This window comes from Pantoea sp. FN0307, from assembly GCF_050113815.1.
GTDB lineage: Bacteria > Pseudomonadota > Gammaproteobacteria > Enterobacterales > Enterobacteriaceae > Mixta > Mixta alhagi.
Window position 1 is genome coordinate 273,328 of the sequence record NZ_JBNJSO010000004.1, and the last position, 15,883, is coordinate 289,210.

General features: G+C 54.9%; 11 protein-coding genes. 10 read left to right on the plus strand and 1 reads right to left on the minus strand.

Going from position 1 to position 15,883, the window contains the following annotated elements:
• Positions 1 to 143: 143 nt before the first annotated feature.
• The 6 genes from ACQE3Z_RS13950 to kdsB all read left to right on the plus strand — a co-directional run bounded on the left by ACQE3Z_RS13950 (position 144) and on the right by kdsB (position 7,436).
• Entirely contained in the window at positions 144 to 2,405 is a 2,262-nt protein-coding gene (locus tag ACQE3Z_RS13950; protein ID WP_426974238.1) for a ComEC family protein, read from the plus strand.
• Positions 2,406 to 2,440: 35 nt separating this feature from the next.
• Positions 2,441 to 4,189 carry a lipid A ABC transporter ATP-binding protein/permease MsbA gene (msbA, locus tag ACQE3Z_RS13955; protein ID WP_426974239.1) on the plus strand — a complete coding sequence of 583 codons (1,749 nt, stop codon included), beginning with the start codon at positions 2,441 to 2,443 and terminating at the stop codon, positions 4,187 to 4,189.
• Positions 4,186 to 5,160 (plus strand): tetraacyldisaccharide 4'-kinase, encoded by a 975-nt coding sequence (gene lpxK / locus ACQE3Z_RS13960; RefSeq protein ID WP_250652267.1) that lies wholly within the window; start codon positions 4,186 to 4,188, stop codon positions 5,158 to 5,160. Before msbA ends, lpxK begins: the two co-directional genes overlap by 4 nt.
• Before the next feature lie 61 nt (positions 5,161 to 5,221).
• The gene (locus ACQE3Z_RS13965; RefSeq protein WP_426974240.1) at positions 5,222 to 6,442 is read left to right on the plus strand and encodes a winged helix-turn-helix domain-containing protein; all 1,221 of its coding nucleotides are present in this window, start codon (positions 5,222 to 5,224) and stop codon (positions 6,440 to 6,442) included.
• 68 nt (positions 6,443 to 6,510) lie between these two features.
• On the plus strand, positions 6,511 to 6,693 hold the full coding sequence (locus tag ACQE3Z_RS13970) for a Trm112 family protein (RefSeq protein ID WP_038627028.1): 183 nt from the start codon (positions 6,511 to 6,513) through the stop codon (positions 6,691 to 6,693).
• Positions 6,690 to 7,436 carry a 3-deoxy-manno-octulosonate cytidylyltransferase gene (gene kdsB / locus ACQE3Z_RS13975; protein ID WP_250652269.1) on the plus strand — a complete coding sequence of 249 codons (747 nt, stop codon included), beginning with the start codon at positions 6,690 to 6,692 and terminating at the stop codon, positions 7,434 to 7,436. The genes ACQE3Z_RS13970 and kdsB overlap by 4 nt, the downstream gene beginning before the upstream one ends.
• Before the next feature lie 91 nt (positions 7,437 to 7,527).
• Here kdsB and elyC read toward each other — a convergent pair whose 3' ends face one another.
• Complete coding sequence (elyC, locus tag ACQE3Z_RS13980; protein ID WP_426974241.1) at positions 7,528 to 8,340, minus strand: envelope biogenesis factor ElyC; 813 nt, start codon at positions 8,338 to 8,340, stop codon at positions 7,528 to 7,530.
• A 123-nt stretch (positions 8,341 to 8,463) separates the two neighbouring features.
• Here elyC and cmoM point away from each other — a divergent pair, with 123 nt between their 5' ends.
• From cmoM to mukB, 4 genes are read left to right on the plus strand one after another with little or no spacing between them, the layout of a single operon-like run.
• Entirely contained in the window at positions 8,464 to 9,249 is a 786-nt protein-coding gene (cmoM, locus tag ACQE3Z_RS13985; protein WP_250652271.1) for a tRNA uridine 5-oxyacetic acid(34) methyltransferase CmoM, read from the plus strand.
• Positions 9,246 to 10,568: a chromosome partition protein MukF gene (gene mukF / locus ACQE3Z_RS13990; RefSeq protein ID WP_085067411.1), complete on the plus strand. Its 1,323-nt coding sequence runs from the start codon at positions 9,246 to 9,248 to the stop codon at positions 10,566 to 10,568. Before cmoM ends, mukF begins: the two co-directional genes overlap by 4 nt.
• Positions 10,549 to 11,265 carry a chromosome partition protein MukE gene (mukE, locus tag ACQE3Z_RS13995; protein ID WP_085067410.1) on the plus strand — a complete coding sequence of 239 codons (717 nt, stop codon included), beginning with the start codon at positions 10,549 to 10,551 and terminating at the stop codon, positions 11,263 to 11,265. Before mukF ends, mukE begins: the two co-directional genes overlap by 20 nt.
• Positions 11,262 to 15,740 carry a chromosome partition protein MukB gene (mukB, locus tag ACQE3Z_RS14000; RefSeq protein WP_426974242.1) on the plus strand — a complete coding sequence of 1,493 codons (4,479 nt, stop codon included), beginning with the start codon at positions 11,262 to 11,264 and terminating at the stop codon, positions 15,738 to 15,740. The genes mukE and mukB overlap by 4 nt, the downstream gene beginning before the upstream one ends.
• Positions 15,741 to 15,883 lie beyond the last annotated feature (143 nt).

A 15,883-nucleotide genomic window follows, 5' to 3' on the forward strand; every position in this document is an offset into this window, starting at 1 on the left:
GAATGCGCGCATGTTCACAGCGAGCCGACAACCTTTGTAAACCCAGGAATTTCTTTGCGTCATTGCTTTCAGCAATGCCAGCTTTCCGCTGTGCGTAGCCTGTCAATTCGGCATACTCATCCTTCGTTCATAAGGATGAAACCATGCCGTATTCTCTCCATGTGCTGGCTTTATTAGCCACGCTCGCGACATTGCCCCTGCTGTTTTTGGCGCAGTTGCCGGAACATAACAGCCTGGTCTGTATGCTAATTGCAGCGCTGACGTTTTTCATGCTGCCGCAGCGGGCGTTACGCTATTTGGCAACCGCTGGGATATTAATGGTCTGGGCATTACTGGCCGCACGCCAGGCCACGGAACCGCTTGCTAAATTAACTGAAGGGATCATTAAGGTACCCGCAGAGATCGCTCAGGTTCGGCATGATAAGGCACAGCTAAAGGTAAAAATAGTTGAGTATGATAATCAGCGGATATTTCCCCCGGTTTATGCCAGCGTAACAGCAGATAAGTTTCAGCAGAAATGGTGTATGGGGCAACGTTGGGAAATGACGCTGCGTCTGCGCCCGGTACATGCGCGCTTAAACGAAGGGGGTTTTGACGCCCAGCGATTCGCTCTGGCTAATCATACGCCGCTACAGGGCAGACTGCTGGCTGCAAGATTGCTCAGTAGCGACTGTTCATGGCGTCAGCGCCTGATGAACCATGCTCAGCAGCAATATCAGCATCTGCCCTGGCACGGTGTAATGACTGCCTTGCTCTTTGGCGATCGGCAAGAGGTTAATGCTGACACCCGCGCTCTGTTGAGGGATACCGGAATTGCGCATTTAATGGCCATTTCCGGTATGCATATCAGTTTGGCTGCCTCGCTGGGATGGCTGGCGGCCAGAGCCTTACAATATTTGTTGCCGACATGGCGCATAGGCTATGCGTTGCCGCTATCGTTCAGCCTGTGCGTCGCCGCAATCTACTGTTGGCTGGCAGGCAATAGCCCACCGGCTATAAGGGCCATGAGTGCGTTAACACTATGGACGCTGGTGCGCTTTCAGGCGATCAACTGCAGCAGCTGGCAAATTTGGCTGATCTGCGTGGGCGGGATCCTGTTTGTTGATCCCATGGCGGTTCTGTCGGACAGCTTTTGGCTTTCGGCCGTGGCGGTAGCCATTTTGCTGTTTTGGTTTCAGTGGTTTCCATTGCCTGCCCGCTGGCGCTGGCGCAAGCGCTGGATGCTTCTGCAACTCATGCATTTGCAGTTGGGGATGTTGCTGTTACTGGTCCCCATTCAGATTTATATCTTTCATGGCGTAAGTTTGTCCTCTCTGCCAGCTAATCTGCTGGCTATACCCGTGGTCTCTTTTATCACGGTGCCGGCCTTGTTGTTGGCGATGGTGATGCCCGCCAGCTGGCTTGCCTTTCCGCTTTGGTGGATGGCCGATCGCTCTCTTGCGCTAACCTTTTATCTCTTAACCCTTTTGCCGGAGGGATGGCTATGGCTGGGGAAAAAGGCGCTGATCGCCAGCTTTATCATCTGGCTACTTTTTATCGCTTTTCGTCTGGGATGGTGGCGACGCGCGCCGGCGGCGTTAATTGCTACCTGCTGTCTGCCCGCGCTGTGGCATATCACCCGTGTTGAGCCTGAGTGGCGGCTGGATATGCTCGACATTGGTCATGGCCTGGCAATTGTTATCTCGCAAAATGGACACGCGCTGGTGTATGACACCGGCAATCGCTGGCCTGGAGGAAGCGCCGCCCGGCAAACTCTGTTGCCATGGTTAAACTGGCACGGTCTGTCGGTGGATGAAATCATTATCAGCCATCAGCACCTCGATCATATGGGGGGATTAGCTGATATGCAGCAGGCCTGGCCTGGGGCAGTGGTACGTAGCGCGCTTACCTTGCCAGGACATCAACCCTGTATTGCGGGAACGCGCTGGCAATGGCAGCAGTTGACTTTTGATGTACTGTGGCCGCTGGCGACAAGCGAGCATGGCAATAATAATGACTCTTGTGTGGTGCGGATTGATGATGGACGCTACCGGGTACTGTTGACGGGCGACGTGGAAGCGGCTGCGGAAAAAGCGCTACTGCGACGCGATCGTCTGGCGCTACAGGCCGATATTATTCAGGTGCCGCATCATGGCAGCAAGACCTCATCGACCGCAGCGCTGTTACGCAATGTTAAGGGAAGCGTGGCGCTTGCTTCGGTGGCGCGTTATAACACCTGGCGTTTGCCTTCGGTTCAGGTTATCGGGCGCTATCGTAAAAATGGCTATTACTGGCGCGATACTTCGCGTTCCGGGCAGCTTAGCGTGGGTTTTTATCATGATGGATGGCAAGTCAAGGGGTTAAGAGAACAAATAATGCCCCGCTGGTATCATCAGTGGTTTGGCGTACAGAGCGAATCCAGGTAAAATGAGCGGCTATTTCAAACAATGCTGGTTAAATAATGCATCAAGATAAAGATCTCTCAACATGGCAGACTTTTCGTCGCCTTTGGCCGATGATCGCACCGCATAAAGCGGGACTGATTGCGGCAGCCGTAGCGCTTATCATCAACGCGGCAGGCGATACCCTTATGCTGTCATTGCTGAAACCTTTACTGGATGAAGGCTTTGGTAAGGCCGATAAATCGGTCTTAATGTGGATGCCGTTGGCGGTAATCGGCCTGATGTTGATTCGCGGCGTCTCGAGTTATATTTCAAGCTACTGTATTTCATGGGTTTCCGGCAATGTTGTCATGAATATGCGTCGTCGCTTATTCAATCATATGATGGGAATGCCGGTCTCCTTTTTCGATCAGCAGTCCACCGGGACACTGCTGTCGCGTATAACCTATGATTCTGAACAGGTTGCCTCTTCTTCTTCCAGCGCTCTGGTTACCGTAGTACGCGAAGGCGCGTCGATTATCGGCCTGTTTATCATGATGTTTTACTACAGCTGGCAGCTGTCGCTGATCCTGATTGTGCTCGCACCGATTGTTTCTATAGCGATTCGTACCGTCTCCAAACGTTTTCGCAGCATCAGTAAAAATATGCAGAACACCATGGGGCAGGTAACCACCAGCGCTGAGCAGATGCTGAAAGGGCACAAAGAAGTACTGATTTTCGGTGGTCAGGATGTGGAAGCGGAGCGTTTTGATAAAGTCAGCAACCGCATGCGTCATCAGGGAATGAAGCTGGTTTCTGCTTCATCTATTTCCGACCCTATCATTCAGCTGATCGCTTCTCTGGCGCTGGCTTTTGTGCTTTATGCCGCCAGCTTCCCCAGCGTAATGGATACCCTGACGGCAGGCACCATCACCGTGGTCTTTTCTTCAATGATTGCGCTGATGCGTCCGTTAAAGTCATTAACCAATGTGAATGCTCAGTTTCAACGCGGCATGGCCGCCTGTCAGACGCTGTTCTCTATTCTTGATAGCGAGCAGGAAGTGGATACCGGCAAGCGTGAAGTTGAACGAGCGAAAGGGGATATCGAATTCCGTAACGTTACGTTCTGCTACCCAGGTCGCGATCTCCCGGCACTGCGTAATATCAATCTGACCATCCCGGCAGGTAAAACCGTGGCGCTGGTCGGACGTTCCGGCTCGGGTAAATCGACCATCGCCAGCCTGCTGACGCGTTTTTACGATATCCAGCAGGGGGAGATCCTGATGGATGGTCACGATCTGCGTGAATATACTCTGCGCTCTCTGCGTAATCAGGTTGCGCTGGTCTCGCAAAATGTTCATCTGTTTAACGATACCATTGCTAACAACATCGCCTACGCGCGAAACGACGTCTATAACCGCCAGGAGATCGAAAAGGCCGCCGAAATGGCACATGCCATGGACTTTATCCGCAAAATGGATAACGGCCTGGATACCGTTATTGGTGAGAACGGCGTTCTGCTTTCCGGCGGACAGCGTCAGCGTATCGCCATAGCTCGCGCGCTGCTGCGTGACAGCCCGATCCTGATTCTTGACGAGGCGACTTCGGCACTGGATACCGAATCTGAACGTGCTATCCAGACCGCGCTGGATGAACTGCAGAAAAACCGTACTTCGCTGGTTATCGCGCACCGCCTCTCCACTATCGAAAAAGCTGATGAAATCGTGGTGGTTGAGGATGGACAGATTATTGAGCGCGGCACGCATGATGAATTGCTTAGCCAGCGGGGCGCCTATGCGCAGCTGCATAAGATGCAGTTTGGTCAATGATTGAGCGTATCTGGAGCGGTCGCTCGGCGCTCTATTTGCTGCTGTTGCCGTTCAGCCTGCTGTATGGGCTGATCGCCAGCCTTATCCGGCTGAGCTATCGCCTTGGCCTGCGTCACGCCTGGCGTGCGCCGGTTCCGGTGGTAGTGGTGGGGAATCTCACTGCAGGCGGTAACGGTAAAACGCCGGTGGTTATCTGGCTGGTGGAGCAACTGCAGCAGCGGGGGCTGCGCGTCGGCGTAGTCTCACGTGGCTATGGCGGCAAGGCCGAGCGTTATCCGCTACTGCTGAACGCTGCAACCTCGACGCTGGAAGCGGGCGATGAGCCAGTACTGATCGCTCAGCGTACCGGTGCCCCGGTTGCCGTCGCGCCGGTACGCAGTGATGCGGTTAAAGCCTTGCTCGCCGCCGGTCCGCTGGATCTGATCGTGACTGATGATGGTTTACAGCATTATGCGCTGGCACGCGATATGGAAATTGTTGTGGTCGATGGCGAAAGGCGCTTCGGCAACGGCTGGTGGTTACCTGCCGGCCCGATGCGTGAGCGCGCCAGCCGGTTGCAACAGGTGGATGCCGTGATTATTAACGGTGGAGAGGCCAGGCAAGGCGAGCTGTCAATGACGCTTCAGCCGGGCGAAGCGATAAACCTGAAGACCGGGGCCAGCCGTCAGGCAGCAGCCTTATCGCCGGTGGTGGCGATGGCGGGTATCGGACATCCGCCGCGCTTTTTCTCTACGCTGCGTCAGCATGGGGTTGAGGTTATCCAGGCCATCCCTTTTGCCGATCATCAGGCCTACAGCGAAGCGAGCCTGACAGCGCTGACTCCGAACAATGAACCCTTGATCATGACGGAAAAGGATGCGGTAAAGTGCCGGGCTTTCGCTCATGAGAACTGGTGGTATTTGCCGGTTAGAGCGCATTTCTCCACGACGGCAGAGCCACTACTGCAAAAAATTATCGCGCTGTGCCGTTAGCGGTTTAACAGCGTTGAGCAGAGCCACTAAACTGGTGCTATCCGAATGAAAGGAAAAGCTGATGGCACCCGTTTCTCTTTCCCGCCAGACTGCCCGTAACCTGCATCTTGCTGCGCAAGGGTTGCTGCATCCACCTGCACGTCAGGCCACCTACAACGATTTGCTGGCAATAATTCGGCGCATGTCGCTGCTGCAAATCGATACCATTCATGTCGTCGCGCGTAGTCCTTATCTGGTCCTGTTTAGCCGCCTGGGCGATTATCCTGCCATCTGGCTGGAGCAGGCTCTGGCTTCCGGCAGTCTGTTTGAATACTGGGCGCATGAAGCCTGTTTTATTCCTGCTGAAGATTACCCCTTATTGCGCCACCGAATGCTGCAACCAGAAAAAATGGGCTGGAAATACAGCGCTGAATGGATGAGGCAACATGCTGATGAAGTGGCGAACCTGCTTCAACATATCGCCACCCACGGCCCGGTACGTTCTGCTGATTTTGCCACGACGCCCGGACATCAGCCAGGCTGGTGGGCGTGGAAGCCGCATAAGCGACATCTGGAAAATCTGTTTACCGCCGGGGAGCTGATGGTTACTGGCCGACAAAATTTTCAGCGTATTTATGATCTGCGGCAACGGGTGCTACCGGAATGGGATGATGCATTGCATATGCTTAGCGAAAAAGATGCCCGGGAACAGATGTTACGCAACAGCGCCCGGAGCCTGGGGCTGTTTCGCGCCGAGTGGTTACCGGACTATTACCGCCTGAAACGCGTTGCGTTAAAAGAGCTGATGCCACGCTGGCAGGAAGAGGGCTTTGTCGTCGCGGTAACGGTGGAAGATATGGGCGAGATGTGGCTGCATCATGAGAGTGCGGCATTATTAGAAAAGCCGCTGAAAGCCACCCATACGGCTATTCTCTCTCCTTTTGATCCTGTGGTCTGGGATCGACGCCGCGCACTGGCGCTATTTGATTTTAATTATCGGCTGGAGTGCTATACGCCTGAAGCAAAGCGCCTTTATGGTTATTTTACCTTGCCGTTACTGCATCGTGGCGCACTCAAGGCCCGGCTGGATGCGAAAATGTTACGCCGCGAGCGTTGCTTACAGATTAAGAACGTATGGCTGGAAGACAAAACCCGGGTTGGCGCAGGCCTGGTGAATGACATGCGTAAAGCTATCGATCGCTTTGCCCGCTGGCAGGGCGCTGAGCAGGTCAGAATAGAAAAAGGGCCCGATAAGCTGTTACAGCTCATGGGAACCCACTGGCCGCTAACGACGCAAGCGTGACATTATCGCCCATTCAGCGGCTGTGTTATGCTTGCCATCCTGAGGCTTCGGTGCATTACGGAGGAAACATGGATCACCGTTTACTTGAAATCGTTGCTTGTCCGGTCTGTAACGGCAAGCTCTACTACAACAAAGAGCAGCAGGAACTTATCTGCAAACCAGATGGCCTGGCATATCCGGTGCGCGACGGCATTCCGGTGCTGCTGGAAAACGAAGCCCGTACGCTCTCTGCAGATGAGATACATCCATGAGTTTTGTCGCCATCATTCCGGCTCGTTTTGCATCAACACGTTTACCCGGTAAACCGCTGGTTGATATTCACGGTAAACCGATGGTGGTGCATGTGATGGAGCGAGCGCTGCAGTCGGGCGCAGATCGCGTTATTGTTGCCACCGATCATCCCGACGTGGCGGCGGCAGTTACCGCGGCAGGCGGCGAAGTTTGCCTGACGCGGCCCGATCATCAATCGGGTACCGAGCGGCTGGCTGAAGTGATCGAACAGTATCAGTTTGCCGATGACACCATCATTGTTAACGTGCAGGGCGATGAGCCATTGATTCCGCCTGAAATTATCCGTCAGGTTGCTGAAAATCTGGCTGAGTCCGAGGCGGGCATGGCAACGCTGGCGGTGCCAATTACCGATGCTGAGGAAGCCTTTAATCCCAATGCGGTGAAAGTAGTCCGCGATGCGCGGGGATATGCGCTCTATTTTTCTCGCGCTACCATTCCCTGGGATCGTGAGCGCTTTGCACAGTCGCGTGACACTATTGGCGGCAGCCTGCTGCGTCATATCGGTATTTATGCTTACCGGGCCGGTTTTATTCGTCGCTACGTAAGCTGGGAGCCCAGCGAACTGGAACAGATCGAACTGCTGGAGCAGCTGCGCGTACTCTGGTATGGCGAAAAGATCCATGTCGATGTCGCAGCGACAACGCCAGCCGCAGGCGTTGACACGGCTGAAGATCTGGCTCGCGTTCGTGAGGCGTTACGCTAAACAGACGTTGCCAGCGAAGGGAGTCTCCTTCAGGTTTCTCCCTTTGTTTTGCCTTTCCTCCCTGTCACACTGACACGGGCGTTTCCGCTCTCTACTCCCGCTTATCCGCTAAAGGCGCAGCCTGCGATATCGTGCCATCCGCGGCGGTTTTCCCATTCAGACTCTGCCACAGCGCGCCCAGCCTTTCATAGACCGCACGTTCGCTATGACTTAGCCACAGCGGCGCAGGCAACGCTTTCTCCCACCAGTTAAGCGGCGAATCGATTGCCATCTGATTTGCCGGTGCGGCAATTGGCATCAGGCCCTGATGATGGAAAAACGTCATGGCGCGCGGCATATGATTGGCAGAAGTCACTAACAGAAAAGGACGCTGTGCCACGATCTGTTTCACCGCCAGCGCCTCCTCGTCCGTATCCCGTGGCTGGTCGAGTTGAATGATATCCGCCGACGGCACTCCCAAAGAGCGCGCGACCCGGGCGGCGACTTCGGCATTGCTGACGGGATTGGATAACGCGGACGCGCCGGTAAAAATCATCTTAGCGCCAGGGTGCATTCGCCATTGCCTTACGCCCTCAGTTACGCGGGGCAGGCTGTTGCCAATCAGATTGGAGCTCGGCGCCCAGGCTGGATTCCAGGTATAGCCGCCGCCAAGCACCACAATAAACGCCACGGGATCGGTTTGATTATAGGTGGGATAACGCTGCTCCAGCGGACGCAGCAAACTATCCGCTATCGGCTGCAGGCTCAGAGAAAAAAGCATAATCCATGCGGCGGAAACAAGCGTTTTCCCGCTTTTTTGCCAGCGTGAGAACCAAAGCAGCAAAAGCCCGACCGCCATTAACAAAAGCAGCAAAGGCAAGGGCAGCAACAGGCCGCCAACTATTTTTTTTAGGGTAAAAAGCATGAATACCGATTCCTTTTGTCCGAAAAAACATCATCTGATAGCCAGACTCTGCATCAAAGGTTCATTCTGCGGCGGGGTATGACAAAATAGGCGCCCTGAAACAGCAATCCCCGGAGCTGAGGCATGCAGGATCGTAACTTTGACGATATTGCCCTTAAATTTGCGCAAAACATTTACGGTACCACCAAAGGGCGTATTCGTCAGGCTATCCTGTGGCAGGAGTTGGATGCGTTGCTGGAGACGCTACCGGCGCGATCGCTGAACATTCTGGACGTTGGCGGCGGTCAGGGACAAATTGCCTGCGGACTGGCCGCGCGCGGTCATCAGGTATTGCTGTGCGACATATCCGGTGAAATGCTGCAGCGTGCCCGCGAACATGCGGCGCAGCAGGATGTGCTGGATAACATGCAATTCAAACAAATTAGCGCGCAGCAGGTGGCGCAATGCTTGGATAAGCCAGCGGATCTGGTATTGTTTCACGCTGTGTTGGAATGGGTCGCCGAGCCTGAAGCGATTCTGGCTACGCTGTATGAAGCGCTGGCACCGGGCGGCATATTATCGTTGATGTTTTACAACCTGCACGGGCAGATATTAAGTACGGCGGCGCATGGCAATTTTGGCTGGCTGGAAGTAGGCATGAAGAAAGGCAAAAAGAAAACGCTTTCGCCTGATTATCCGCGCGATCCCCAACAGGTCTATCAGTGGCTGCAATCCTGCGGCTTCATTATTGAACGCCGCGCCGGCATTCGGGTATTTCACGATTACATGCACGATAAACAACGACGAATAGATGAATTTGATCGGCTGTTGGCATTAGAAACCCAATATTGCCGCCAGGAACCCTTTATCAGCCTGGGGCGGTATATCCATGTCACGGCGCGCAAACCCGGCCCGAAGGACCTACTATGAGTGATTTTTCCCAGACTGTCCCGGAGCTGGTCTCCTGGGCGCGGAAAAACGATTTTTCCGTTTCGTTACCCACCGAACGTCTGGCGTTTCTGCTGGCTATCGCCACGCTAAACAGCGAGCGCATGGATGGGGAAATGAGCGAGGGCGAATTGATCGATGCGTTTCGTCACGTCAGTAACGCTTTTGAGCAAAGCCATGAAACCGTAGTGGTACGCGCCAATAATGCGATAAACGATATGGTGCGCCAGCGCCTGCTTAATCGCTTTACCAGCGAACTGGCGGATGGCAACGCTATCTATCGTCTGACGCCGCTGGCGATCGGTATTACCGATTACTATATCCGCCAGCGTGAATTTTCCACTCTGCGTCTCTCTATGCAGCTTTCGATTGTTGCCCAGGAGTTGAAGCGGGCGGCGGATGCAGCGGAAGAGGATGGCGACGAATTTCACTGGCACCGCAACGTTTTCGCGCCGCTGAAATACTCGGTGGCGGAGATTTTCGACAGCATCGATTTAACCCAGCGCCTGATGGATGAGCAACAGCAGTCGGTTAAAAACGATATCGCCGCGCTGCTAAATCAGGACTGGCGCGCCGCTATCTCCAGTTGTGAACTGCTGCTTTCGGAAACGTCTGGCACGCTGCGCGAGCTGCAGGATACGCTGGAAGCTGCGGGCGATAAGCTGCAGGCAAATCTGCTGCGCATTCAGGATGCTACGCTCAGCAGCCCGGATCTTGGTTTTGTCGATAAGCTGGTGTTCGATCTGCAGAATAAACTCGATCGTATTATTAGCTGGGGCCAGCAGGCGATTGACCTGTGGATCGGCTATGACCGTCACGTCCATAAGTTTATCCGTACCGCTATCGATATGGATAAAAACCGTGTCTTTGCGCAGCGCTTGCGTCAGTCGGTACAGAACTATTTTGATCAGCCCTGGGCGCTGACCTATGCCAATGCCGATCGCCTGTTTGATATGCGTGACGAAGAGCTGACGCTGCGTGACGAAGAGGTCACCGGCGAGCTGCCTTCGGAACTGGAGTATGAAGAATTTAATGAAATCCGTGAGCAGCTTGCAGCGATGATTGAAGAAGCGCTGCAGATTTACAAAACGGAAAACAGACCGCTTAACCTCGGTGAGGTCATGCGGGATTATCTGGCGCAGTACCCACGGGCCCGTCATTTTGACGTGGCGCGCATTGTCGTCGACCAGGCGGTGCGTTTAGGCGTGGCGGAAGCTGATTTTTCCGGGTTGCCGGCGCAATGGCAGCCCATTAATGATTACGGAGCCAAGGTGCAGGCACATGTCATCGACAAATATTGAACAAGTGATGCCAGTTAAAATGGCTCAGGCACTGGCGAATCCGCTTTTTCCCGCGCTGGACAGCCAGCTGCGTGCGGGGCGACATATCGGCATTGAAGAGCTGGACAACCATGCCTTTTTAATGGATTACCAGGAATACCTTGAAGAGTTTTATGCGCGCTATAACGTTGAACTGGTGCGTGCGCCGGAAGGTTTTTTCTATTTACGTCCGCGTTCTACCACGCTGATCCCACGTTCAGTACTTTCTGAGCTGGATATGCTGGTGGGAAAAATTCTCTGTTATCTCTATCTCAGCCCGGAACGCCTGGCGAACGAGGGGATTTTTACCCAGCAGGAACTCTATGACGAACTGGTGAGCCTGGCGGATGAAGGGAAGCTGCTAAAGGTTGTGAATCAGCGTTCCACCGGGTCGGATCTCGATCGTCAGAAGCTGCAGGAAAAAATGCGCGCGTCGCTTAATCGTCTGCGCCGTCTTGGCATGGTGTGGTTCATGGGCAACGACAGCAGTAAATTTCGCATTATGGAATCCGTTTTTCGCTTTGGCGCCGATGTTCGCAGCGGCGACGATCCGCGCGAAGCGCAGCTGCGTATGATTCGCACCGGCGAAGCCATGACGCTGGAAACCACGGAAAACAGCGAAGAAGAAGCGGATAGCCAGCAGCGCCAGGCAGACATGGCAGAGGATGAAGAGGAATGATTGAACGCGGAAAGTTTCGCTCGCTCACGCTGATTAACTGGAACGGTTTTTTTGCGCGTACTTTTGAGCTTGATAACCTGGTCACCACGCTTTCAGGCGGAAACGGCGCCGGTAAATCCACCACCATGGCGGCTTTTATTACGGCGATGATCCCCGACTTGACGCTGCTTCATTTCCGTAATACCACCGAGGCGGGCTCTACCAGCGGATCGCGTGACAAAGGTCTGCACGGTAAGCTGCGTCCGGGCGTCTGCTACTCCGTACTGGACGTGGTCAATTCACGTCACCAGCGCGTGGTGGTCGGGGTGCGTCTGCAGCAGGTTGCCGGACGTGATAAAAAAGTGGATATTCGTCCATTTAGTATTCACGGTCTGCCCACTGCTACGCATCCCACTGAAATGCTTACAGAAACGGTTGGCACGCGTCAGGCGCGCGTCCTGCCGCTGAACGAGCTGAAAGATCGCGTTGAGGCAATGGAAGGGGTGCAGTTTAAACAGTACAACTCCATTACCGATTACCACAGCCTGATGTTTGAACTGGGCATTGTGGCGCGTCGCCTGCGCTCCGCCAGCGATCGCAGCAAGTTTTATCGTCTGATTGAGGCTTCGCTGTATGGCGGGATCTCCAGCGCCATCACCCGTTCGCTGCGTGATTATCTGCTGCCGGAAAACAGCGGCGTGCGTAAAGCGTTTCAGGATATGGAAGCGGCGCTGCGGGAAAACCGCATGACGCTGGAAGCGATTCGCGTTACGCAGTCCGATCGTGACCTGTTTAAGCACCTGATTTCTGAAGCCACCAACTATGTGGCGGCGGACTATATGCGTCACGCCAATGAACGCCGTACCCATCTGGATGGCGCGCTGGTGCTGCGTAATGATCTTTTCGCCAGCCGTAAACAGCTGGCCGCTGAACAGTATCGTCATGTGGAAATGGCGCGTGAGCTGGCGGAGCACAGCGCTGCTGAAAGCGACCTGGAAACCGATTATCAGGCAGCCAGCGATCACCTGAACCTGGTGCAGACGGCGGTGCGCCAACAGGAAAAAATCGAACGCTACGAAGCCGATATTGATGAGCTAACCTACCGTCTGGAAGAGCAGAATGAGGTAGTGGCCGAAGCGCGTGAAGTGCAGGAAGAGAACGAAGCGCGTCGGGAAGCGGCCGAACTGGAAGTTGATGAGCTGAAAAGCCAGCTGGCAGACTACCAGCAGGCGCTGGATGTCCAGCAAACGCGTGCGATTCAGTATCAGCAAGCGCTGCAGGCGTTACAACGCGCGCAGGAAATTTGCCGTCTGCCTGAACTCACCATCGATAATGCGGAAAGCTGGCAGGAAACCTTCCAGGCGCGTGAGCAGGAAGCCACGGAAAATCTGCTGATGCTTGAGCAGAAAATGAGCGTGGCCGAAGCGGCGCACAGTCAGTTCGAGCAGGCCTTTGAACTGGTTTGCAAAATTGCCGGGCCGGTCAGCCGTAGTGAAGCCTGGCAAACCGGACGGGAACTGCTGCGCGACGCGGCTAACCAGCGTCATCAGGCTGAGCAGTTGCCATCGCTGCGGATGCGCTTGTCGGAAATGGAACAGCGCCTGCGCGAGCAGTATGAAGCGGAGCGTTTGCTGAACGAATTTTGCAAGCGTCAGGGCCAGCAGTATGAGGCGCATGAGCTGGAAGCGCTGCAGCATGAGCTGGAAGCGCGAATTGAACAGCTCTCGCAGAGCGTAGCCGATGCCGGCGAGCAGCGCATGATGATGCGCCAGGAGCTGGAACAGCTGCGTGAACGTATCAGCCAGCTGACGGCGCGTGCGCCACACTGGCTGGCAGCGCAGGAGATCCTGACTCAGCTTAGCGAACAGACCGGGCAGCCGCTGGAAAACAGCCAGCAGGTTACCGAATTTATGCAGCAGCTGCTGGAGCGCGAGCGTGAAACCACGGTCGAGCGCGATGAGGTGGCGGCGCGTAAGCGTGAAGCGGAACAGCAGATTGAGCGCTTAAGCCAGCCCGGCGGTTCTGAAGATCCGCGGCTGAACGCGCTGGCTGAGCGTTTCGGCGGCGTGCTGCTGTCAGAGATCTATGACGACGTCACCCTGGAGGATGCGCCTTATTTCTCGGCGCTGTATGGTCCTTCGCGTCATGCCATCGTGGTGCCTGACCTCTCGCTGGTACGCGAGCAGCTGGATGGCCTGGAAGAGTGCCCGGAAGATCTCTACCTGATCGAAGGGGATCCGCAATCTTTTGACGACAGCGTTTTCAGCACCGAAGAGCTGGAAAAAGCCGTAGTGGTCAAGGTGGCAGAGCGCCAGTGGCGTTACTCCCGCTTCCCTAAAGTGCCGCTGTTCGGTCGCGCCGCACGAGAGAAGCAGCTGGAGCTGCTGCATGCTGAACGCGAGCAACTGGCAGAGACTTACGCCACGCTCTCTTTTGACGTGCAGAAAACCCAGCGTTTGCATCAATCCTTTAGCCGCTTTATCGGCAGTCACCTGGCGGTGGCTTTTGAAGAGGATCCTGAAGCGCAAATCCGTCAGCTTAGTGCGCGCCGTAGCGAAATCGAACGTGCCCTCAATGCGCACGAAAGCGAAAATCAGCAGCAGCGTCAGCAGTTTGAGCAGGCAAAAGAGGGCGTTGCACAGCTGAACCGCCTGTTACCGCGTGTAAATCTGCTGCTTGATGAGACGCTGGCGGATCGCTGCGAAGAACTGCGTGAACTGATGAGTGAAGCGCAGGAGGCGGCGCGCTTTGTACAACAGCATGGCAATCATCTGGCTCGTCTTGAGCCGCTGTTGTCGGTACTGCAGAGCGATCCGCAGCAGCATGAACAGTTAAAAGCAGACTATCAGCAGGCGCAGCAGACGCAGCGTGAAGCGCGCCAGCAGGCGTTTGCTATTACCGAGGTAGTACAGCGTCGCGCCCATTTCGGCTATGCAGACTCTGCCGGTATGCTGACCGGAACCAGCGATCTGAATGAAAAACTGCGTCAGCGTCTGGAGCAGGCGGAAGCGGAACGTGCGCGAGCGCGTGAGCAGCTGCGTGAGCATCAGGCGAAGCTAACGCAGTATTCACAGGTTCTGGCCTCGTTAAAAAGCGCCTGGGATGCCAAGCGCGATATGCTGAAAGAGCTGCAGCAGGAGATGCAGGATATTGGCGTCCAGGCCGATACCAGCGCCGAGGAGCGCGCCAGAATCCGCCGTGATGAGCTGCACAATGCCCTTAGCCATAACCGTTCGCGGCGCAACCAGCTGGAAAAACAGCTAACGTTCTGTGAAGCGGAAATGGACGGCCTGCAGAAAAAACTGCGTCGTCTGGAGCGCGATTACCATATCAGCCGCGAGCAAGTGGTCAGCGCCAAAGCGGGTTGGTGCGCGGTGATGCGCATGGTGAAAGATAACGGCGTTGAGCGACGTCTGCATCGCCGTGAACTGGCCTATCTGGGCGGCGATGAGCTGCGTTCAATGTCGGATAAAGCGCTGGGCGCGCTGCGTCTGGCGGTTGCCGATAATGAACATCTGCGAGACGTGCTGCGTCTTTCTGAAGATCCAAAACGTCCTGAGCGTAAGATTCAGTTCTTTATCGCCGTTTATCAGCATCTGCGCGAGCGTATCCGCCAGGATATTATTCGTACCGACGATCCGGTTGAAGCGATCGAGCAGATGGAAATTGAGCTTAGCCGTCTGACTGAAGAGTTGACCGCGCGTGAACAGATGCTGGCTATCAGTTCGCGTAGCGTGGCCAATATTATTCGCAAGACGATTCAGCGCGAACAGAACCGTATTCGCCAGCTTAACCAGGGCCTGCAAAGCGTGAGCTTTGGTCAGGTGCGTAGCGTGCGCCTGAATGTTAACGTGCGCGAAAGCCATGCGACGCTGCTGGATGTCCTCTCTGAACAGCATGAGCAGCATCAGGATCTGTTTAACAGCAACCGGCTGACCTTCTCCGAGGCGCTGGCCAAACTCTGGCAGCGACTCAATCCACAGATCGATATGGGACAGCGCACGGCGCAAACCATCGGCGAAGAGCTACTGGATTATCGCAACTATCTGGAAATGGAAGTTGAGGTTAACCGTGGTTCTGATGGCTGGCTGCGTGCTGAAAGCGGCGCGCTGTCAACCGGTGAAGCGATCGGTACCGGGATGTCAATTCTGGTTATGGTAGTGCAGAGCTGGGAAGAAGAGGCGCGTCGTCTGCGCGGCAAAGATATCAGCCCGTGTCGCTTGTTGTTCCTTGATGAAGCCGCGCGCCTTGATGCCAAATCGATCGCGACGCTGTTTGAACTTTGCGAACGTCTGGAGATGCAGCTGATTATCGCCGCCCCGGAAAACATCAGCCCGGAAAAAGGTACCACCTATAAACTGGTGCGTAAGGTTTTCAACAATACGGAACATGTGCATGTGGTTGGCCTGAGAGGTTTCTCTGCCGATCCGCTGCCAGGCGCGACGATGTCTCGGACGGAGCAGGACCAGTCGGAGGATGAAAAAACGCAGGTATAAATGTAGTAAAACGGTTGCCTCGCGTTTAATCTAGCCAACGGCATTTGCTCTATGAGACAAATGCCGTTGTTCGTTTATATACTTATTATAATAATTAACAGTCCTGAGGGTGTGTTAACCTCGGACCAAAGCAGGCAGGGGGC